Annotated in this window: 20 protein-coding genes and 1 pseudogene; 10 read left to right on the top strand and 11 right to left on the bottom strand. The window is 71.5% G+C overall.

Annotation, left to right across the window (positions count from 1 at the left end; genetic code table 11):
* Positions 1–45: 45 nt before the first annotated feature.
* The 3 genes and pseudogenes from AC07DA_RS27850 to AC07DA_RS27840 all read left to right on the top strand — a co-directional run bounded on the left by AC07DA_RS27850 (position 46) and on the right by AC07DA_RS27840 (position 1,925).
* Positions 46–1,018 (top strand): annotated as a pseudogene (locus AC07DA_RS27850) (AraC family transcriptional regulator).
* Entirely contained in the window at positions 970–1,620 is a 651-nt protein-coding gene (locus AC07DA_RS27845; RefSeq protein ID WP_479130960.1) for an AzlC family ABC transporter permease, read from the top strand. Before AC07DA_RS27850 ends, AC07DA_RS27845 begins: the two are co-directional and overlap by 49 nt.
* A complete protein-coding gene (locus tag AC07DA_RS27840; protein WP_479130945.1) occupies positions 1,617–1,925 on the top strand; it encodes an AzlD domain-containing protein in 309 nt (102 codons plus the stop codon). The genes AC07DA_RS27845 and AC07DA_RS27840 overlap by 4 nt, the downstream gene beginning before the upstream one ends.
* Here the strand turns inward: AC07DA_RS27840 and AC07DA_RS27835 are convergent, their stop codons facing one another.
* On the bottom strand, positions 1,926–2,870 hold the full coding sequence (locus AC07DA_RS27835) for a hypothetical protein (protein ID WP_479130944.1): 945 nt from the start codon (positions 2,868–2,870) through the stop codon (positions 1,926–1,928).
* A gap of 80 nt (positions 2,871–2,950) precedes the next feature.
* Between AC07DA_RS27835 and AC07DA_RS27830 the strand changes: the two genes are divergently transcribed.
* From AC07DA_RS27830 to recX, 4 genes are all read left to right on the top strand, one after another.
* Positions 2,951–3,145: a DUF3046 domain-containing protein gene (locus AC07DA_RS27830; RefSeq protein WP_479130943.1), complete on the top strand. Its 195-nt coding sequence runs from the start codon at positions 2,951–2,953 to the stop codon at positions 3,143–3,145.
* 90 nt (positions 3,146–3,235) lie between these two features.
* Positions 3,236–4,525, top strand: coding sequence for an AI-2E family transporter (locus tag AC07DA_RS27825; RefSeq protein ID WP_479130942.1), 1,290 nt, complete (start codon positions 3,236–3,238; stop codon positions 4,523–4,525).
* Positions 4,526–4,804: 279 nt separating this feature from the next.
* The gene (recA, locus tag AC07DA_RS27820) at positions 4,805–5,929 is read left to right on the top strand and encodes a recombinase RecA (protein WP_479130941.1); all 1,125 of its coding nucleotides are present in this window, start codon (positions 4,805–4,807) and stop codon (positions 5,927–5,929) included.
* Positions 5,930–5,931: 2 nt separating this feature from the next.
* Positions 5,932–6,828 (top strand): recombination regulator RecX, encoded by an 897-nt coding sequence (recX, locus tag AC07DA_RS27815; RefSeq protein WP_479130940.1) that lies wholly within the window; start codon positions 5,932–5,934, stop codon positions 6,826–6,828.
* A gap of 51 nt (positions 6,829–6,879) precedes the next feature.
* Here recX and AC07DA_RS27810 read toward each other — a convergent pair whose 3' ends face one another.
* From AC07DA_RS27810 to AC07DA_RS27775, 8 genes are all read right to left on the bottom strand, one after another.
* Positions 6,880–7,302: a rhodanese-like domain-containing protein gene (locus AC07DA_RS27810; protein ID WP_479130959.1), complete on the bottom strand. Its 423-nt coding sequence runs from the start codon at positions 7,300–7,302 to the stop codon at positions 6,880–6,882.
* On the bottom strand, positions 7,293–7,832 hold the full coding sequence (locus AC07DA_RS27805) for a cupin domain-containing protein (RefSeq protein ID WP_479130939.1): 540 nt from the start codon (positions 7,830–7,832) through the stop codon (positions 7,293–7,295). Before AC07DA_RS27805 ends, AC07DA_RS27810 begins: the two co-directional genes overlap by 10 nt.
* Before the next feature lie 94 nt (positions 7,833–7,926).
* On the bottom strand, positions 7,927–7,974 hold the full coding sequence (locus AC07DA_RS27800) for a hypothetical protein (RefSeq protein ID WP_311314449.1): 48 nt from the start codon (positions 7,972–7,974) through the stop codon (positions 7,927–7,929).
* A 132-nt stretch (positions 7,975–8,106) separates the two neighbouring features.
* The gene (locus AC07DA_RS27795) at positions 8,107–9,726 is read right to left on the bottom strand and encodes an FAD-dependent monooxygenase (protein ID WP_479130958.1); all 1,620 of its coding nucleotides are present in this window, start codon (positions 9,724–9,726) and stop codon (positions 8,107–8,109) included.
* A 281-nt stretch (positions 9,727–10,007) separates the two neighbouring features.
* Positions 10,008–10,916, bottom strand: coding sequence for an amino acid ABC transporter permease (locus tag AC07DA_RS27790; protein WP_479130938.1), 909 nt, complete (start codon positions 10,914–10,916; stop codon positions 10,008–10,010).
* Positions 10,913–11,590, bottom strand: coding sequence for an amino acid ABC transporter permease (locus AC07DA_RS27785; protein WP_479130937.1), 678 nt, complete (start codon positions 11,588–11,590; stop codon positions 10,913–10,915). Before AC07DA_RS27785 ends, AC07DA_RS27790 begins: the two co-directional genes overlap by 4 nt.
* Positions 11,591–11,716: 126 nt before the next feature.
* Positions 11,717–12,562 (bottom strand): glutamate ABC transporter substrate-binding protein, encoded by an 846-nt coding sequence (locus tag AC07DA_RS27780; RefSeq protein WP_479130936.1) that lies wholly within the window; start codon positions 12,560–12,562, stop codon positions 11,717–11,719.
* A gap of 76 nt (positions 12,563–12,638) precedes the next feature.
* Entirely contained in the window at positions 12,639–13,415 is a 777-nt protein-coding gene (locus tag AC07DA_RS27775; RefSeq protein WP_479130934.1) for an amino acid ABC transporter ATP-binding protein, read from the bottom strand.
* Between the two features lie 290 nt (positions 13,416–13,705).
* On the opposite strand from AC07DA_RS27775, the gene AC07DA_RS27770 reads away from it, so the two are divergent.
* Complete coding sequence (locus AC07DA_RS27770) at positions 13,706–14,392, top strand: response regulator transcription factor (RefSeq protein ID WP_479130933.1); 687 nt, start codon at positions 13,706–13,708, stop codon at positions 14,390–14,392.
* 9 nt (positions 14,393–14,401) lie between these two features.
* Positions 14,402–15,808, top strand: a complete 1,407-nt coding sequence (locus tag AC07DA_RS27765) for a sensor histidine kinase (protein WP_479130932.1) — start codon at positions 14,402–14,404, stop codon at positions 15,806–15,808.
* 131 nt (positions 15,809–15,939) lie between these two features.
* Here AC07DA_RS27765 and AC07DA_RS27760 read toward each other — a convergent pair whose 3' ends face one another.
* On the bottom strand, positions 15,940–16,941 hold the full coding sequence (locus AC07DA_RS27760) for a TAXI family TRAP transporter solute-binding subunit (RefSeq protein ID WP_479130931.1): 1,002 nt from the start codon (positions 16,939–16,941) through the stop codon (positions 15,940–15,942).
* Between the two features lie 95 nt (positions 16,942–17,036).
* On the opposite strand from AC07DA_RS27760, the gene AC07DA_RS27755 reads away from it, so the two are divergent.
* Positions 17,037–17,444: a pyrophosphohydrolase domain-containing protein gene (locus tag AC07DA_RS27755; protein WP_479130930.1), complete on the top strand. Its 408-nt coding sequence runs from the start codon at positions 17,037–17,039 to the stop codon at positions 17,442–17,444.
* Positions 17,445–17,539: 95 nt separating this feature from the next.
* Here AC07DA_RS27755 and AC07DA_RS27750 read toward each other — a convergent pair whose 3' ends face one another.
* Positions 17,540–18,763, bottom strand: coding sequence for a cation:proton antiporter (locus AC07DA_RS27750; RefSeq protein WP_479130928.1), 1,224 nt, complete (start codon positions 18,761–18,763; stop codon positions 17,540–17,542).

Raw genomic sequence — 18,763 nt, 5'->3', positions numbered from 1 at the left:
GCCTACCCCCGTCCCGCGGCCGGTCGGGGACCGGACAATGGGGGGATGAGCGAGCGCGCGCGGCACTGGCAGTACGAGGAACTGCCCGGGGTGGATCTGCTGCGGGCCCGGTACGTGCGCAAGACCTTCGTGCGCCACACGCACGAGAGCTTCGTGATCGCCGCCATCGCCGACGGTGTGGAGGTCTTCCATCACGGCGGGGCCGATCAGTACGCGGGCGCGGGCGCCCTCGCGCTGGTCAACCCGGACACTCCGCACACCGGGCGGGCCGGTGTCCCCGAGGGGTGGCGCTACGGGGCCGTGTATCCGTCGGTGGACGTGGTGGCGGAGATCGCGGCCGAGACGACGGCCCGGCGCGGAACGCCGGGGTTCGTCAGCCCGGTGGTGGACGATCCCTACGCGGTGGGGCTCGTCCACCAGGTTCTGCGGGCCGCCGACGAGGGCAACGCGCTGGCCGCCGGCACGCTGCTGCGGGTCGCCGTGACCCGGCTGCTCCGCCTGAACGGCGGGCCCATGCCCACGCGTGCGGTGCGGACGGCCGGGGCCGGGGTCGCGGCACGCGCGCGTGGCGTGCTGGAGGAGCGGATGGCGCGGCCACCGAGCCTGGAGCAGTTGGCGGCCGATCTGGGGACCAGCCCGTTCGCCCTGCTGCGGGCCTTCCGGGACGCCTACGGGATGCCACCGCACGCCTGGCTGACCGACGCGCGGGTGCGCCGGGCGCGGCGGCTGCTCGACGCGGGGACGGCGCCCTCGGAGGTGGCCGTGACCGTGGGGTTCACCGATCAGCCGCACCTCAACCGGCACTTCAGCCGGATCGTCGGAGTACCCCCTGGGGCGTACCAGCGGGAGCGCAAGAACGTACAAGACCCTCGTGGCGGCCGGCCGTAGATTCCGTGTGTGGCAGAAACGACAGCACTCAAGGATGCAGGGACAGGCGGGAAACCGGACCGGGCCGTCGTACGGGACGCCCTGGGCGTCGGGGTGGCCGTCGGGCTCTCCGGGTTCGCCTTCGGCGTGACGTCGGCCGGGAGCGGCCTCACGCTGTGGCAGACCTGCGCGCTCAGTCTCCTCGTCTTCACCGGTGCCTCCCAGTTCGCCCTGGTGGGCGCCCTCGCGGGCGGAGGCAGTCCGTTCACGGCCGCTGCGGGGGCGTTCTTCCTCGGCGTGCGCAACGCCTTCTACGGCCTGCGGCTGTCCCAGGTGCTGGCCCTCCCGCGCGCGGTGCGGCCGTTCGCCGCCCAGTGGGTGATCGACGAGACGGCCGCCGTCGCGCTGGCCCAGCCCACGCGCCGCACCGCCCGGATGGGCTTCTGGGTGACCGGACTGAGCCTGTACGTGCTGTGGAACCTCACCACGCTGCTCGGTGCCCTGGGCGCCGAGGCCATCGGCGACACCGACGCCTGGGGCCTGGACGCCGCGGGGCCCGCCGTGTTCCTGGCGCTGCTCGCACCCATGCTCAAGAGCGGCACCGAGCGGGCCGCGGCCGGGCTCGCCGTGCTGCTGGGGCTCGGCCTGCTGCCCGTCCTGCCCGCCGGAGTGCCGGTGCTGCTGGCCGCGCTGGCGGCACCGGTCGTGCTGTGGGCCGACGGCCGGCGCCGGGGACGGGAGGCCGGACGGTGAACGTCTGGATCGCGATCGGGCTGACCGTCCTCGGCTGCTACGCCGTCAAACTGGCCGGGTTGCTGGTGCCCGCGGGCGCCCTGGAGCGACCCGTCGTCAAGCGCCTGGCCGCCCTGCTGCCCGTGGCGCTGCTGGCGGCCCTCACGGCCCAGCAGACCTTCGCCGACGGGCAGACGCTGGTGCTGGACGCGCGGGCCGCCGGAGTCGGTGCCGCCGCCGTGGCGCTGCTGCTGCGCGCGCCCTTCCTGCTCGTCGTCGCGGCGGCCGTGGTGGTGACCGCGGGGGTGCGGGCCCTGGGGGCGTGATCAGCCGATGGGCCGGCCGTACGCGTCGAGGGTGCGCAGCGCCTCGATCGTCACCATCGGACCGGCTTCGAGCGCCGGGGCCGGGGCCCACCGGCGCCACCGGACCGGCCAGCCGCCGTCCTCCCCCTGCTGGGCCTCGAGGTGGTCCAGGGCGCGGGCCATCTCGTCGTCCGTGAACCACGCGCGCGCGAGGGAGCGCGGTGTCCGCGCGTAGTCGTACGGGAAGTGGTGCTCTCCCGGGGCGTAATCGGGGGAGACCGGGTACGCCGCCAGGCGGTCGGGGTCCAGTGCCGCGAGGCCCTGCGCGCGCACCAGGCGGCCCAGGCGGTCGGCGGCGGCCTCCGCGCGCGGGCGGTCGGGCACGGCGTCCAGGAAGGCCACGGCGGCCTCGATCTCGTACGGGTGCGACTTCTCCAGGGACTCGACCGCCTGCCAGCAGAAGTCCGTGGCCCTGAACAGCCAGGCGTGCCACACCTCGTTGCGGTGCAGCAGCCCCACCACCGGCCCGGTGGCCAGGAGCTCGCTGGGCGGATCCGCGACCACCGGCACGAACGGGGCGGTGGGGTAGCCGCGCTGACCGGGGTGGACCGCCGGGAGCGCGCCGTCCGCGGTGGAGACGGACGTCAGGTAGCGGCAGATGCGCTCCACCCGCTGGCCCGCGCACCGCCCCACGGCGTCCAGGACGCGCAGGGCATGGGCGGTGTGCAGCGGCTGGCTGACCGGGCCGCGCAGATCGGGCTCGAGCGCGTGACCGTACCCGCCGTCTGCGTTGCGGTATGCGTCCAGGGCCGTCTCCACCGGGTCGGCGGCACCGCCGAGGAAGTGGTGGGCGAAGAGACGTTGCTCCAGCACGCGCGCGGTGAGCCAGACGAAGCGTTCGGCCCGCGCCACGGGGGTGTGCGGCGAGGGCGTCGGGGGGAGTGCGGATGCTCCTGTTTCGGCCATGGGACCGACCGTAGGGCCCGAAACGGTGCGCGCAGGCGGTACCGGCTCAGGCCCACCCCCAGGGGCGGGATACTGGAGTCATGCGGTTGACGGTCTTCTGGCAGCGGATGGCGGAGCACTTCGGTCCGGGGTACGCCGACACCTTCGCGCGCGACCACGTGATGTCGGAGCTCGGCGGGCGCACGGTGAACGAGGCGCTGGACGCCGGCTGGGACGCCAAGCACGTCTGGCAGGTGGTCTGCTCCGTGATGGACGTGCCCCGGGAGAAGCGCTGACCGCTGCCGACGGGCCCCGTGGACGGCCTGCCGGTCACGAAGATCGCGGGCGGGCGGACGGCTGTCGGTGGCGTGGGTGAGACTTGGTCCGTGGCACCCACTGACGAGCCCGGGCAGGCAGCCCGGCAGGCATCCCCGATCGGTACGACACCGCCCGGCCGGCCCCCCGCCGACGGAGCCGCCGGGCCGAACGGCCGCATGCCGCGCTGGCTGCCGCGCGCCATGGTGCTGGCGCTCGCGCTCGTCGCAGTCTTCCAGCTCGGCAGCTGGGCGTTCCACCAGCTCACCGGCCTGCTGATCAACGTCCTCATCTCGTTCTTCCTGGCCCTCGCCATCGAACCCGCGGTGAGCTGGATGGCCTCGCGGGGCGTGCGCCGGGGGCTCGCCGCGTTCGTCGTCTTCATCGGCGTGGTGATCGTGGCCGCGGGCTTCGTCACGCTCCTCGGGTCCATGCTCGCCGGCCAGATCATCAAGATGGTCGAGGGGTTCCCGGACTACCTGGACTCCGTCATCAACTGGGTCAACGCCCACTTCAGGACCGACCTCAAGCGCGTCGACATCCAGGAGGGCCTGCTCCGCTCCGACTGGCTGCGCAGCTACGTGCAGAACAGCGCCACGGGCGTCCTCGACGTCTCCGCGCAGGTCATCGGCGGGCTGTTCCAGCTGCTGACGGTGGCGCTGTTCTCGTTCTACTTCGCCGCCGACGGCCCGCGGCTGCGCCGCACCATCTGCTCCGTCCTGCCGCCCGCCCGGCAGGCCGAGGTGCTGCGCGCGTGGGAGATCGCCGTGAACAAGACCGGCGGCTACCTGTACTCGCGCGGCCTGATGGCGCTGATCTCCGGCGTAGCCCACTTCGTGCTGCTGCAGGTCCTGGACGTGCCCTACGCGCCCGTGCTCGCCGTGTGGGTGGGGCTGGTCTCGCAGTTCATCCCCACCATCGGCACGTATCTCGCGGGCGCGCTGCCCATGCTGATCGCGTTCACGGTGGACCCCTGGTACGCGCTGTGGGTGCTGATCTTCGTCGTCATCTACCAGCAGTTCGAGAACTACGTGCTGCAACCCAAGCTGACCTCCAAGACCGTCGACATCCACCCCGCGGTTGCGTTCGGCTCGGTCATCGCGGGCACCGCGCTCCTGGGCGCCGTCGGCGCGCTGATCGCCATCCCCGCCATCGCCACCCTCCAGGCTTTCCTGGGGGCGTACGTGAAGCGCTACGACGTCACGGACGACCCTCGGGTCCACGGCCACCGACGCGGTGAGGGGCCGGGCGCGCTCACCCGGGCGCGGGGGCTGCGGGAGGCACGGCGAGGGCCGCGGGAGACGGGGCGGCCGGGGGAGCGGCGGCACGCGGACGGCGACTCCGGGGAAAACGGCTCCTGAGCCATGGGAGGCCGCCGGTTCCGGCGGGGCCGGTCGCCGGCATCCCGTCGTCCTGATGGATCCGTGCTGTGGGTGCCGCGTGGTGCGCTTGACACGAAAATCGAACATCCATTCTGATGGAGGCACCGGCAAGGCTCAACGACGGGCGTTTCGACGTAGTTTGGGTGGAGAAGTGCCCGAGTTGTCCACAGGCCGGACGTGCGTCAAGGCGCATTGTCAGTGGCAGGCGTTAGCGTCTTTGACGTGAAGCGATCGACTCAAGCAAATCGGGTGGAACCCATGGCAGGAACCGACCGCGAGAAGGCCCTGGATGCCGCGCTCGCACAGATTGAACGGCAATTCGGCAAGGGCGCGGTCATGCGCATGGGCGACCGGACCCAGGAGCCCATCGAGGTCATCTCGACCGGATCCACCGCCCTGGACGTGGCCCTCGGCGTGGGCGGCCTGCCGCGCGGCCGCGTCGTGGAGATCTACGGACCGGAGTCCTCCGGTAAGACCACCCTGACCCTCCACGCGGTGGCGAACGCGCAGAAGGCCGGCGGCCAGGTCGCCTTCGTCGACGCGGAGCACGCCCTCGACCCCGAGTACGCGAAGAAGCTCGGCGTCGACATCGACAACCTCATCCTCTCCCAGCCGGACAACGGCGAGCAGGCCCTGGAGATCGTGGACATGCTGGTCCGCTCCGGCGCCCTCGATCTCATCGTCATCGACTCCGTCGCCGCGCTCGTCCCCCGCGCGGAGATCGAGGGCGAGATGGGCGACAGCCACGTGGGTCTGCAGGCCCGCCTGATGAGCCAGGCCCTGCGGAAGATCACCAGCGCGCTCAACCAGTCCAAGACCACCGCGATCTTCATCAACCAGCTCCGCGAGAAGATCGGCGTGATGTTCGGCTCCCCGGAGACCACGACCGGTGGCCGGGCCCTGAAGTTCTACGCCTCGGTGCGCATCGACATCCGCCGCATCGAGACCCTGAAGGACGGCACGGAGGCGGTCGGCAACCGCACCCGCTGCAAGGTCGTCAAGAACAAGGTCGCGCCGCCCTTCAAGCAGGCCGAGTTCGACATCCTCTACGGCCAGGGCATCAGCCGCGAGGGCGGTCTGATCGACATGGGCGTGGAGCACGGCTTCGTCCGCAAGGCCGGCGCCTGGTACACGTACGAGGGCGACCAGCTCGGCCAGGGCAAGGAGAACGCGCGCAACTTCCTGAAGGACAACCCCGACCTGGCCAACGAGATCGAGAAGAAGATCAAGGAGAAGCTGGGCGTCGGCGTGCGTCCCGAGGAGCCGGCCGCCCAGCCGGGCACGGACGCCGCGGTCTCCGCCCCGGCCGACGCGGCACCGGCCGTTCCCGCCCCGGCGGCGGCGAAGGCCACCAAGTCCAAGGCCGCCGCAGCCAAGAGCTGACCGTGACGCGACGAACCGACTGGGCGGAGTACGAGTACGCCGCCTCCGGTGCCCCACGGGGGAGGGGCACCGGAGGGGAAACGGGCTCGGCCGTGGCCGGGGAGGACACGCACGAGGACCTCACGCTGTACGGGGGTGACCGGCAGCACGGGGGCACCGGTCTACACGAGGGCGACAGCCTGCACGGCGACGCGAGCCCGTACGGGGACAAGGGTCCCCACGCGGACGGAGGTCCGTACGGCGGGGAGGGACCGTACGGCCCAGGCACTCCCAGGGGCGACTCGCGTGGCGGCGGGACGCGCCGGGGGCGTGGGCGGCGCCGGCGCGGCTTCGGTGAGGCGGCCGGCGCCGAGGACGGAGGTGCCCTTCCCTCGTCGAGGGCCGAGCAGGAGGCGCCTCCGGGGGACCCGGTCGAGCAGGCCCGGGCGATCTGCCTGCGCCTGCTGACCGGGACCCCACGGACGCGCAAACAGCTCGCCGACGCCCTGCGCAAACGGCAGATCCCGGACGAGGCCGCGGAAGAAGTGCTGTCGCGGTTCGAAGAGGTCGGCCTCATCAACGACAGCGCCTTCGCCGACGCCTGGGTGGAGTCCCGTCACCACGGACGAGGGCTGGCCCGGCGGGCGCTCGCCCAGGAGCTGCGCACCAAAGGCGTCGACTCCACGCTGATCGACGCGGCCGTCTCCCAGCTCGACTCCGAGCAGGAGGAGGCGACCGCGCGGGAGCTCGTCGACCGGAAGCTGCGTTCCACCCGCGGTCTCGACCGCGACAAGCGGCTGCGCCGCCTCGCGGGCATGCTCGCCCGCAAGGGCTACCCCGAGGGCATGGCGCTGCGCGTGGTCCGGCAGGCCCTGGAAGAGGAGGGCGAGGACCCGGACTTCCCGCTGGACGGTTTCTGACCGCGAGGCGGGCGGCCCGCCCCGCGGGCATCCGGCTCATGGGCATCCGGCTCACTCCACCGGAAGCCCCGCCCCCCGCCACGCCTGGAACCCGCCGACCAGATCGGTGGCCCGGTGCAGTCCCAACCGGTGCAGCGACTGCACGGCCAGGCTGGAGGCGTACCCCTCGTTGCAGATCACGACCACGCGCAGGGCGTGACTCGTGGCCTCGGGCAGACGGTGGCTCCCCCACGGGTCGAGGCGCCACTCCAGTTCGTTGCGCTCGACGACGACGGCACCGGGGATGAGACCGTCCCGTTCGCGCAGGGCGGCGTAGCGGATGTCCACCAGCAGCGCGTCGCCGGCCCGGGCGGCCTCGTACGCCTCCTCCGGCTCCATCCGCTCGTAGCCCGCGCGTACGCGCTCCAGCAACTCGTCGATCCCCACCGGAGACCGGTCCTCACCACTCGCGGACCCGGGAGCGCTCACTGCCAGTCCTCCGGGCGCTCCACCTGCTCCAGGCGCAGGATCGGACCGCTGCGGCTGTAGCGGCGGATCTGCGGCAGGGGAGGGTAGTAGGCGTGGACGGAGACGGCGTGCCGGTCGCGGGACTCGTTGAGCACCTCGTGGACGTGGTGGCGTCCGAAGGCGCGGCCCTGACCGGCCGGCAGCCGCCGTTCCCGGTCCACGCCCTCGGTGAGTTCGAGGGTCTTCCAGCCGTCCGTGGGCAGTCGCGCGGCGAGGGAGTTCTCCTTGAGCTCGCCCGACGCGGTCAGGAAGGCACCCACGGAGTCGGCGTGGTCGTGCCAGCCGGTGCCGGTGCCGGGAGGCCAGCCGATCAGCCAGGCCTCGCTGCCGCCGGGGCCGTCCAGCCGCACCCAGGTGCGGCCCTCCGGGTCGAGCGGCAGGGAGCCGATCAGCTCCCTGTCGGCGGCCGTGCGCCGGACGAAGTCGTAGAGGTCCGCCTGCGTGGGGGCCGGACGGGCGGAGGAGACAGAGGAGCTCGCGGAAGGGGTTACAGACACAGGTGCCGTCCTGGAGGTGCTGATGAGGGTTCGCGAGGGGGCGCGGCAGCCGACGCGGACAGGGCGCGGCGGCGCAGGGGAGAAGGCTGCGAAGTCAGCAGGACGGGCGACACACGCAGCCCGCATAGCGAAGGAGGTCCATATGGACCCTCCGCCACAGGCGTACACAGGTGTCGGTCACGACCGGAGTACACCATGGCCGCCGGGACCGGTCAACTCACTGTCACCATGCGGACGCACGGTGACAGTGAGGTCGTCCCTCACCGTGCCGGCTTCAGGGCGAACCGGCCGAAGCACCCGCCCCTGCCTGCGCCTGCGCCTGCGCCTGCGCCGGTCCGCCGACCGTGGCCTCGGCCGCCGCGTACAGGTCCTCGGGACGCACTCCGCCGAGCGCGGTGACCAGGTGCCCGTCGGGGCGCACCAGGAGCACGGTGTGGGCGGCCGCGCCCGGATAGCTCTCGGCGACCAGCAGCTCGGCCGGGTGCGGCAGGGCCGCCACGGCTGCCGCCAGCCGGGGCATGATGCCCGCCCGGGCCCAGTGCTTGCGCTCCCACACACCCGTGCCCGGAGCGACCAGCACCGCGAGCAACGCGCCCCGGCCGAGCCGGTCGCGCAGCCGTACGAAGGTGCCGTCCTCGGCGGTGACCCGTACGTCGGTGACCTGTGCTCCCGGCGGGGTGTCCACGGGCACCTCCCCTTCGAGGGGCCCCGGTGCGAGCGGTGACTCGGCGTACGCCCCCGGCGCGCCGAGCTGGCCCTGCCCCAGGTGACCGTCCGTGAGGAGCGCGTCGTGGCCCCGGGACGAGCCGGGGACGTAGGAGCGCAGCCCTCCGCCGCCGCGCAGCAGCGGCAGCGCCTGGTCGGCGGCGCGGAGCCGGGCGGCGACGACCGCCCGGCGTTCGGCCTGGTAGCTGTCGAGGAGCGCCTCGTGCGGCCCGTGGTGCCAGGCCAGGGCCAGTTTCCAGGCGAGGTTGTCGGCGTCCCGCAGCCCCTCGTCAAGGCCGTGCGTGCCCAGGGCGCCGAGCAGGTGGGCCGCATCCCCGGCGAGGAAGACACGGTCGGCGCGCCAGCGGCGGGCCAGCCGGTGGTGGACGGTGTGGACGCCGGTGTCGAGCAGCTCGTAGGGCGGGGTCGAGCCGCCCGCCCAGCCGGCCAGGGTCTCCCGGATGCGGGTCAGCAGCAGTTCGGGTGTGACCAGGTCCTTGCCGGGCGGCAGGAGCCAGTCCAGACGCCAGACGCCGTCCGGCAGCGGCCGTGCGGTGATCTCGCCGGCCGAGGGGCCCGACATGCGCCAGGGCGGCAGGCGGTGCAGCAACGCTTCGTCACGCCAGGGCAGTTCCGTGCGCAGGGCCGCGACGGCGTGACGTTCCACCGCCGTGCGGCCGGGGAAGCGGATGTCCTGGAGTTTGCGCACGGTGGAGCGGGGGCCGTCGCAGCCGACCAGGTAACTTCCGCGCCACCAGGTGCCCTTGGGGCCGCGGGTGTGGGCGGTGACGCCGGAGGGCTCCTGTTCGATGGCGTCGAGACGGCTCTCGACGACGACCTTGACGAGCCGTTCGTCCGCGAGGGCCGCGCGCAGCGCGCCGGTCAGCACGTGCTGGGCGATGTGCAGCGGGGCGGGTTCGGTGCCGTCGAAGACGACCTCGCGCATCACCTGCTTGCGCCGCATCGACCGCCATCCGGCCCAGTGGGCGCCGACCCGCGCCAGGGGCATCCCGGTGAGCCGCTCCACCAGGGCGGCGGTTTCCTCACGGAGGACGACGGTGCGTGCCGCGCGGGGTTCGTCCTTGCCCGGGCCCTCGTCGAGGACGACGCACGGCACTTCCTGACGCGCCAGCGCCAGGGCGAGCGTGAGCCCCACGGGCCCCGCCCCGACGATGATCACCGGGTCCACGGCGCGGCGCCCCCTGCCCGTGGTGTTGTCCTGAGAGACGTAGGTGAACACGAAGGTGGAGCAGGGTGCACGATCACAGAACGTATGCAACCCATTGCCGGTGCTTGCGTCAAGTGACCGACGCCGGGTGGCGATCATGCCGCTGCCCCCGGGGTAGCCGGGCCACGTGTCCGTCACGTGATGAGGTGTCAGGGGCAGCTCGAGCAGGAGAGCTCATGACGCGCTATGGCTGTGGCCCGCCGGATATCTCCGGCGGGCCACAGCCATAGCGTTTTCGGGCGTCAGATCGAGCCGCCCGCCCCGGTGCCGTAGGTGCCGCCCACCTCGGCCGCGTTGACGTCGTCGACCTTGTCGGCGCCGAGGACGGCCCCCGTGCTCCGCTTGCTGCGGCGCAACCTGCCCTCCAGCCAGGAGGCGAAGGACGTGAGGATGAAGTTCAGCACGATGAAGATGACCGCCACCACGATGAAGCTGGGGATGACGTTCGCGTAGTTGGCCGCGAGGGTGCTCCGCGTGTTGAGCAGCTCGGTGAACCCGAGCATCACGCCGCCCAGCGCGGTGTCCTTCACGATGACGACCAGCTGGCTGACGATGGCCGGCAGCATGGCGGTGACGGCCTGCGGCAGCAGAATGCTGGTCATCGTCTGGCTCTTGCGCAGGCCGATCGCCATCGCCGCCTCCGACTGCCCCTTGGGCAGCGAGAGGATGCCCGCGCGGACGACCTCGGCGAGGACCGACGCGTTGTAGAGCACCAGGCCCGTGACGACCGCGTACAGCGGCCGCTCATCGCTGGGGATGCCCGTGGAGCGGACGTAGAACTCGTTGGCGAACAGCATCAGCAGCAGTACCGGGATGGCCCGGAAGAACTCGACCACCGCGCCGGCCGGGATGCGTACCCAGCGGTGGTCGGAGAGGCGTGCGATGCCCAGGACGGCGCCGAGCGGCAGGGCGATGACCATGGCGAGCGCCGCGGCCTTGAGCGTGTCGGCCAGGCCGGGCAGCAGATAGGTCGTCCAGGCCTCAGAGGTGGTGAAGGGCTTCCACAGGGACCACTCCAGCTGGTTCTTGTCGTCCAGCGTCTGCCAGACCCACCACAGGAGGAGGGCCAGGAGAACGAAGAAGACCACCGAGAACAGCACGTTGCGCCGCTTGGCCTTCGGGCCGGGGGCGTCATAAAGAACGGACGTCATCGCTTCACCGCCAGTCGCTTGCTCAGCCAGCCGAGGATCAGGCCGGTGGGCAGGGTCAGTACAACGAACCCGAAGGCGAAGACCGCGCCGATGAGCAGCGTCTGTGCCTCGTTCTCGATCATTTCCTTCATAAGGAGGGCGGCCTCCGCCACGCCGATCGCGGCCGCCACGGTGGTGTTCTTGGTCAGTGCGATGAGTACGTTGGCCAGCGGTCCGATGACGGAACGGAACGCCTGTGGCAGTACGACGAGTCTCAAGACCTGGCTGAAGCTGAGCCCGATGGCCCGTGCCGCCTCGGCCTGCCCGACGGGCACAGTGTTGATGCCGGAGCGGATCGCCTCGCAGACGAAGGCAGCCGTATAGGCGACGAGACCGAGCACGGCCAGTCGGAAGTACTTGAGCTCGAAGTCGTCGGGCGCGCCCATCGTCACACCGAAGATGTCGGCGAGGCCGAGCGACGTGAAGACGATGATGACGGTCAGTGGGATGTTCCGCACGATGTTCACGTAGGCGGTGCCGAAACCGCGCATCAGCGGGACGGGGCTGACCCGCATGGCCGCCAGCAGGGTGCCCCAGATCAGGGAACCGATGGCCGAGAAGACGGTGAGCTGAACCGTGACCCAGAAAGCGCCCAGCACGGACGGGTCGTCATATTTAGAAAGAAAGTCGAACACGATCTCCCGCGCTTCCGGGTGGGTGGCGTAGGTGGCGGACGTGGCGCGTCACCCTGGGAAGTGAGGGTGGCGCGCCTGCGGGTCCCCGCCGCGAGTGCGGGGACCCTGCGTCGGCGGAGTCCCGCGTTACTGGACGATCTGGCCGATCTTCGGGGCCGGCTCGTTCTTGTAGTTCGCCGGACCGAAGTTCTCCTCGACGGCCTTCTTCCAGGAACCGTCGCTGACCATCTTCTCGAGGGCGTCGTTGATCTTGTTCAGGGTCGCGGTGTCGCCCTTCTTGACACCGATGCCGTAGTTCTCGTTGCTCAGCTTCAGACCGGCCAGCTTGAACTGACCCTTGTACTGGTCCTGTGCGGCGTAACCCGCGAGGATCGAGTCGTCGGTGGTCAGCGCGTCCACGGCGCCGCTCTGCAGGGCGGAGAGGCACTCCGAGTAGCCACCGCGCTGGGTCAGCTGGGCCTTCGGGGCGAAGTCGTCCTTGACGTTCTGTGCCGAAGTCGAACCGGCGACGGAACACAGCTTCTTCTCGTTGAGGTCCGTGGCCTTGGTGATGTCCGAGTCCTTCTTCACCAACAGGTCCTGGTGGGCCAGCAGGTACGGACCGGCGAAGTCGACCTTCTGCTTGCGCTCGTCGGTGATCGAGTAGGTGGCCGCGATCATCTTCACGTCACCGCGGGACAGCGCGTTCTCGCGGTCGGCGCTCTTGGTCTCGACCCACTCGATCTGGTCGGGCTCGTAGCCCAGTTCCTTGGCAACGTACGTCGCCACGTCCACGTCGAAGCCGGAGAAGGAACCGTCGGGCTCCTTCAGGCCCAGACCGGGCTGGTCGTACTTGATGCCGATCTTGATCTTGTCGCCGCCGCCGGAGCCGGAGCCGTTCGAGTCACCGCCGTCGTCGCCGCCACAGGCAGTGGCGGTCAGAGCGAGGACGAGAGCGGTGGCGGCCGCGGCGGAGACCTTGCGGAGCTTCATTGGGAACATCCTTTGCCGTGAAGAGAAACCGTCGATACAGGTGACGCGGTCCGTCGCGGGCGCGACGCGCGCCTGGTCAGTGGTGCAGGATCTTCGACAGGAAGTCCTTGGCGCGGTCGCTGCGCGGATTGCTGAAGAACTGGTCGGGCGCAGCCTCCTCGACGATTCGGCCGTCCGCCATGAACACCACGCGGTTTGCCGCCGATCGTGCGAAACCCATCTCATGGGTGACGACGATCATGGTCATACCGTCGCGGGCGAGCTGCTGCATGACCTCCAGCACCTCGTTGATCATCTCGGGGTCGAGCGCGGAGGTGGGCTCGTCGAAGAGCATCACCTTCGGCTCCATGGCCAGCGCCCGCGCGATCGCCACGCGCTGCTGCTGGCCGCCGGAGAGCTGTGCCGGGTACTTCTCGGCCTGCGCGCCCACGCCGACCCGGTCGAGCAGGGCACGGGCCCGTTCCTCGGCGGCCTGCTTGTCCTTCTTGCGGACCTTGATCTGGCCGAGCATCACGTTCTCGAGCACGGTCTTGTGCGCGAAGAGGTTGAAGGACTGGAAGACCATCCCGACGTCGGCGCGCAGCCTCGCCAGCGCCTTGCCCTCGGCGGGCAGGGGCTTGCCGTCGATCGTGATCGAGCCGGAGTCGATCGTCTCCAGGCGGTTGATGGTGCGGCACAGGGTGGACTTGCCGGACCCGGAGGGCCCGATGACCACGACGACTTCACCGCGGGCGATCGTCAGGTCGATGTCCTGGAGTACGTGCAACGCGCCGAAGTGCTTGTTGACGCTCTTCAGGACGACCAGTTCTCCGGTCGCGGCCACATCTTCCTTGGCCACCGATACTTCGGTCATCGCTCTCAGGCTCCGTCCTCCTCGGTTTCGGAGGACAGTAGTAACCCTCTACGACCTGCGTCATTACATCTGAGGGGAATCTGAGCATCACGATCCGATAGCAATCGGACACATGTCGTAGTACTTGTGAGCAGCGCTCATACCAGCCGGGTAACGGAAGCCCTCAGCAACCGGAACCCTCTTGACGCCGTCCTCATCCATCAGCGTGACTGCACAGGGTGCACGCGCGCGCGTGCACGCGTTTTTGTACACATCACGATCGTACGGCCAGTGAACCGAAGGGGGACCGGGTGAGACTGCTGCTCGTCGAGGACGACAACCACGTCGCCGCCGCCCTGTCGGCGGTCCTGGCGCGGCACGGCTTCGACGTCACGCACGCGCGCAGCGGCGAGGAGGCTCTCCAGGCCCTGGTCCCCGAGGGCGACGGCTTCGGTGTCGTCCTGCTCGACCTGGGCCTGCCCGACCAGGACGGGTACGAGGTCTGCGGCAAGATCCGCAAGCGCACCAGCACCCCCGTGATCATGGTGACGGCGCGCTCCGACGTGCGCTCCCGCATCCACGGCCTGAACCTCGGCGCCGACGACTACGTCGTGAAGCCCTACGACACGGGCGAGCTGCTCGCCCGGATCCACGCGGTCAGCCGGCGCACCTCCCACGAGGACACCTCCAGCGGCATCGAGACCGAGCTGCGGCTCGGCCCCGTGCACATCGAGCTGCCCACCCGCCGGGTCAGCGTGGACGGGGCGGCGATCCAGCTGACCCGCAAGGAGTTCGACCTGCTGGCCCTGCTCGCGCAGCGGCCCGGGGTGGTCTTCCGCCGGGAGCAGATCATCAGCGAGGTGTGGCGGACCAGCTGGGAGGGGACCGGGCGCACCCTGGAGGTGCACGTCGCGTCCCTGCGCGCCAAGCTGCGCATGCCCGCCCTCATCGAGACCGTACGCGGAGTCGGCTACCGGCTCGTCGCGCCTGCCGGATAGCGGGGCCGGGTGCGCACTCGTCTGCTCCCGCTGCTGATCATCCTGATGGCGGCCGTGCTGCTCGCGCTCGGCGTGCCGCTGGCCGTCAGCCTGGCGGGTGCCCAGCAGCAGAGGGTCATCGTCGACCGCATCGACGACACGGCGCGCTTCGCGGCCCTCGCGCAGTTCGTCACCGACTCGCCCGGCGGCACCACGGAGGCGTTCGAGAACGAGCGCCTGGCCACCCTCAGCAGCGAGCTCCGCAGCTACCACGAGGTCTACGGCATCCGCGCCGGCGTCTTCTACCGCACGGGCCGGGCCATGGCCCAGGCACCCGCCCGGTGGACCCTGCCGCAGCGGGGCGAGGTGCGCAGGGCCTTCGCCGAGGCGAAACTCAGCCGCCGCAGCCACGACCCGGAGCAGGTGTGGCCCTGGCAGCGCCGCAACCTCGTGGTCGCCTCGCCGGTCATCCGGGACGGGGACGTCGTCGCCGTGGTCGTCACCGACTCACCCACCGGGCAGATGCGCTCGCGCACCCTGCGCGGCTGGCTGGTCATCGGCGCGGGCGAGTTCGCCGCGATGCTGCTGGCCGTCGGCGCCGCCCTGCGGCTGACCGGCTGGGTGCTCAAGCCCGTCCGCGTCCTGGACGCCACCACCCACGACATCGCCACGGGACGGCTGAAGTCCCGGGTCGCCGCGGCCGGCGGTCCGCCGGAACTGCGGCGCCTGGCCCGCTCGTTCAACGAGATGGCGGACAACGTCGAGAACGTCCTGGAGCAGCAGCGCGCCTTCGTCGCCGACGCCTCCCACCAGCTGCGCAACCCCCTCGCGGCACTGCTGCTGCGCATCGAGCTGCTCTCCTTCGAGCTGCCCGAGGGCAACAAGGAGATCGCCTCCGTGCAGGCGGAGGGCAAGCGCCTCGCGCAGGTCCTGGACGACCTGCTCGACCTGGCGCTGGCCGAGCACACCGAGGCGGACCTGCGGATCACGGACCTCGGCGAGCTCGCCGCCGAACGCGTCGCGGCCTGGTCCCCGACCGCCGACGCCAAGGGCGTGCGCCTGGTCGGCGACTGCCCTCCCACGACCGCCTGGGCCGACCCGGTCGCCCTGTCCAGCGCCCTGGACGCGGTCATCGACAACGCGGTGAAGTTCACTCCCGAGGGAGAGACGGTCCGGGTGACCGTCGCCCCCGACGGGGACACCACCACCGTCGTCGTCACCGACCACGGCCCCGGCCTCACCGACGAGGAGCTGGCCCGCATCGGCGACCGCTTCTGGCGCAGCGGCCGGCACCAGAACATCAAGGGCTCGGGCCTGGGGCTGTCCATCTCCCGGGCGCTGCTCGCGGCGGGCGGCGGCTCGATCAGCTACGACCACCACGAGCCGCACGGCCTGAAGGTGACCGTGCGCGTGCCGCGGTCGGCGCCTACGGCGTGACCGGCTGTGGTGGCGAGGCTGGGCCTACGGCGTGACCGGCTGGTGGCAGCGCGGTCGGCTACGACCTGACCGGCTGGTGTCAGCGCGGTCGGCACTACGACCTGACCGGCTGCCGGTAGCGAGGCCGAGGCCTACGGCTTGACCGACTGGTAGTAGCGCTGCGCCCCGACGTGCAGTTGCAGCGGATCGGTGTAGATCGCCGTGCGGACGTCGACCAGCTGGGCGGAGTGGACGGTCGCGCCGATGCCGTCGCGGCTGTCGATCACCTCGCGGGTGAGCCACTCGGTGAGCCGGGCATCCACGTCGCTGCGCGTGACCAGGAGGTTGGACACCGCCAGGGTCGGCACCGGGTCGCCCCGCTGGATGGTGGGGTAGGCCGACTCGGGCATCTTGGTGGCGCGGTAGTACCGCGTCGCACCGCCCTGATCGTGCAGCTTGGCCACCAGAGCGGCGTCGATCGGCACGAACCGGAAGGCCGACGCCGACTTGTCCGCCAGCCGCCTGAGTCCGTCCGTGGGCAGCCCGCCCGACCAGAAGAACGCGTCGAGGCCGTGCCCCAGCCGCCGGGGGCCGGTGTCGATGCCGTCCGACGACGGCTCGATGTCCTTCTCCGGGTCGATGCCGGCGGCCTTCAGCACCCCGTTCGCGATCAGCCGCACTCCGGAATCGGGGAGCCCTATGGCCACGCGCTTGCCGCGCAGGTCCGCCACGGAGCGGATGTCCGAGTCCGGCGGCACGACGAGCTGGACGTAGTCGTCGTACAGGCGCGCGACGCCGCGCAGCCGGTCGGCGCCCGTGCTGTTGTCGAGTTTGTACGTGGCGACGGCGTCGGCCGCGGCGATCGCGAAGTCGGCCTCGCCGGTCGCCACGTCCGCGACGTTCTCCTGCGAACCGGCACTGGTCAGCAGCCGCACACGCAGGTCGGGCATGTCCTTGGCGATCTCGTGGCGCAGGAGTTTGCCGTACTCGTGGTAGACCCCGGCGCGCGTGCCGGTGCCGAAGTCGATCTGCCCGGCGGGCGGTTCCTCGGCCCAGGGACGCAGCCACCACAGCAGCAGCCCGAGGACCACGAGGGCGGCGGTACCGCCCTGCAGGGCCCGGCGCCTGCCGATACGGGGGAAGGTCCTGGACATGCGGGCGATCCTGCCAGCCGGGGTGCCCCCGTGACCAGGGCAGAGGTCACAGGAGCGGGCGGGGAGTGCCGGTGGCGGCCACTACAGTCGCCCCCATGAGCTCCTCGCCCGCCGACCTCGTCCGTGAATTCCACCGCGCCTTCGGCCTGGACGCCCGCAGCACCCCGACGGAGGTACCCCCGGAGCTCGCCGCCCACCGCGGCGAACTCCTCGCCGAGGAGGCGGCGGAGGTCGCCGAGGTGGCGGTGACGGGCCCGCTGGACCGGCTCGCGCACGAACTGGCGGACGTGGTCTACGTCGCCTACGGCACGGCGCTGGTCCACGGCATCGACCTCGACGCGGTGCTCGCCGAGATCCACCGCTCCAACATGACCAAGCTCGGGCCGGACGGGTCGGTCTCCCGCCGCGCCGACGGCAAGGTCCTCAAGGGGGAGCACTACGAGGCGCCGGATGTGCGAGGGGTGCTGCGGAAGCAGGGGTGGCTGCCGGGCGGGGGCGACTGAGGTCCGGCGCCAGGCCGCGGAGGGACCGGCCGGGCCCCGACCCGCATCCCTCCCACCGCTCCCTCCCCGGGTACCGCTCCCTCGGTACCGCTCCCTCAGTCGGCGACCGGCGCCTCCGCCTCCGCGGCCCTGGGCGCCGGCTCCTGCCCCGGCCGGTCGCGCTCGCGGCGCCGGCCCCACCAGGTCGCCACGGGCTCGGTGTAGCGCGCGGTGAGCGGTCCGAGGACGACCAGGATCAGGACGTACGCCGTGGCCAGCGGCCCGAGGGACGGCTCGATGCCGGCGGCGACCGCGAGGCCCGCGATGACGATCGAGAACTCGCCGCGGGCGACCAGCGCGCCGCCCGCCCGCCAGCGGCCCTTGACGGAGATGCCGGCCCGCCGGGCCGCCCAGTAGCCGGTGGCGATCTTCGTCAGCGCGGTGACGACGGCCAGGCCGAGGGCCGGCAGCAGGACGGGCGGAATGCTCGACGGGTCGGTGTGCAGCCCGAAGAAGACGAAGAAGACGGCCGCGAACAGGTCGCGCAGGGGGCTCAGCAGCGTGTGCGCGCCCTCCGCCACCTCGCCGGACAGGGCGATGCCCACCAGGAAGGCCCCCACCGCCGCCGACACCTGAAGCTGCTGCGCGACGCCCGCGACCAGGATGGTCAGGCCCAGCACCACCAGCAGCAGCTTCTCCGGGTCGTCGCTGGAGACGAACCGCGAGATGACCCTGCCGTAGCGCACGGCCAGGAACAGCACGAGCCCCGCCGCGCCCAGCGCGATCGCCAGGGTCACGCTCCCCGCCAGCAGCCCGGCGCCCGCCACCAGCGCCGTGACGATCGGCAGGTACACCGCCATCGCCAGGTCCTCCAGCACCAGCACGCTGAGGATCACCGGCGTCTCCCGGTTGCCGACCCGGCCCAGGTCGCCGAGCACCTTCGCGATCACGCCGGACGACGAGATCCAGGTGACACCGGCCAGCACGACCGCGGCCACCGGGCCCCAGCCGAGCAGCAGCGCCACCGCGGCCCCGGGCAGGGCGTTGAGCGCGCAGTCGACCAGACCGGACGGATAGTGCGTCTTGAGGTTGGAGACCAGATCGCTCGCCGTGTACTCCAGGCCCAGCATCAGCAGCAGCAGGATGACGCCGATCTCCGCGCCCGTGGCGACGAACTCCTCGCTCGCGCCCAGGGGCAGCAGACCGCCCTCGCCGAAGGCCAGCCCGGCCAGGAGGTACAGCGGTATCGGGGACAGCTGGAAACGGGCGGCGAACCGGCCGAGCAGGCCGAGGCCGAGGATGATGGAACCGAATTCGATCAGCAGCACCGCGGAGTGCAC

The sequence above is a fragment of the Streptomyces sp. NPDC044921 genome (genome assembly GCF_056432865.1).
The sequence above is the reverse complement of the archived record's forward strand: the minus strand, read 5'-3'. Positions and strand labels throughout refer to the sequence as shown.

What these genes read in the sequence shown, in the direction of transcription:
- recA (WP_479130941.1), top strand. Translation starts at nt 4,805, where the DNA reads ATGGCAGGAACCGACCGCGAGAAGGCCCTGGATGCCGCGCTCGCACAG.
- AC07DA_RS27780 (WP_479130936.1), bottom strand. Translation starts at nt 12,562, where the DNA reads ATGAAGCTCCGCAAGGTCTCCGCCGCGGCCGCCACCGCTCTCGTCCTC.
- AC07DA_RS27830 (WP_479130943.1), top strand. Translation starts at nt 2,951, where the DNA reads ATGCGGTTGACGGTCTTCTGGCAGCGGATGGCGGAGCACTTCGGTCCG.
- AC07DA_RS27760 (WP_479130931.1), bottom strand. Translation starts at nt 16,941, where the DNA reads ATGTCCAGGACCTTCCCCCGTATCGGCAGGCGCCGGGCCCTGCAGGGC.
- AC07DA_RS27755 (WP_479130930.1), top strand. Translation starts at nt 17,037, where the DNA reads ATGAGCTCCTCGCCCGCCGACCTCGTCCGTGAATTCCACCGCGCCTTC.
- AC07DA_RS27790 (WP_479130938.1), bottom strand. Translation starts at nt 10,916, where the DNA reads ATGACGTCCGTTCTTTATGACGCCCCCGGCCCGAAGGCCAAGCGGCGC.
- AC07DA_RS27775 (WP_479130934.1), bottom strand. Translation starts at nt 13,415, where the DNA reads ATGACCGAAGTATCGGTGGCCAAGGAAGATGTGGCCGCGACCGGAGAA.
- AC07DA_RS27835 (WP_479130944.1), bottom strand. Translation starts at nt 2,870, where the DNA reads ATGGCCGAAACAGGAGCATCCGCACTCCCCCCGACGCCCTCGCCGCAC.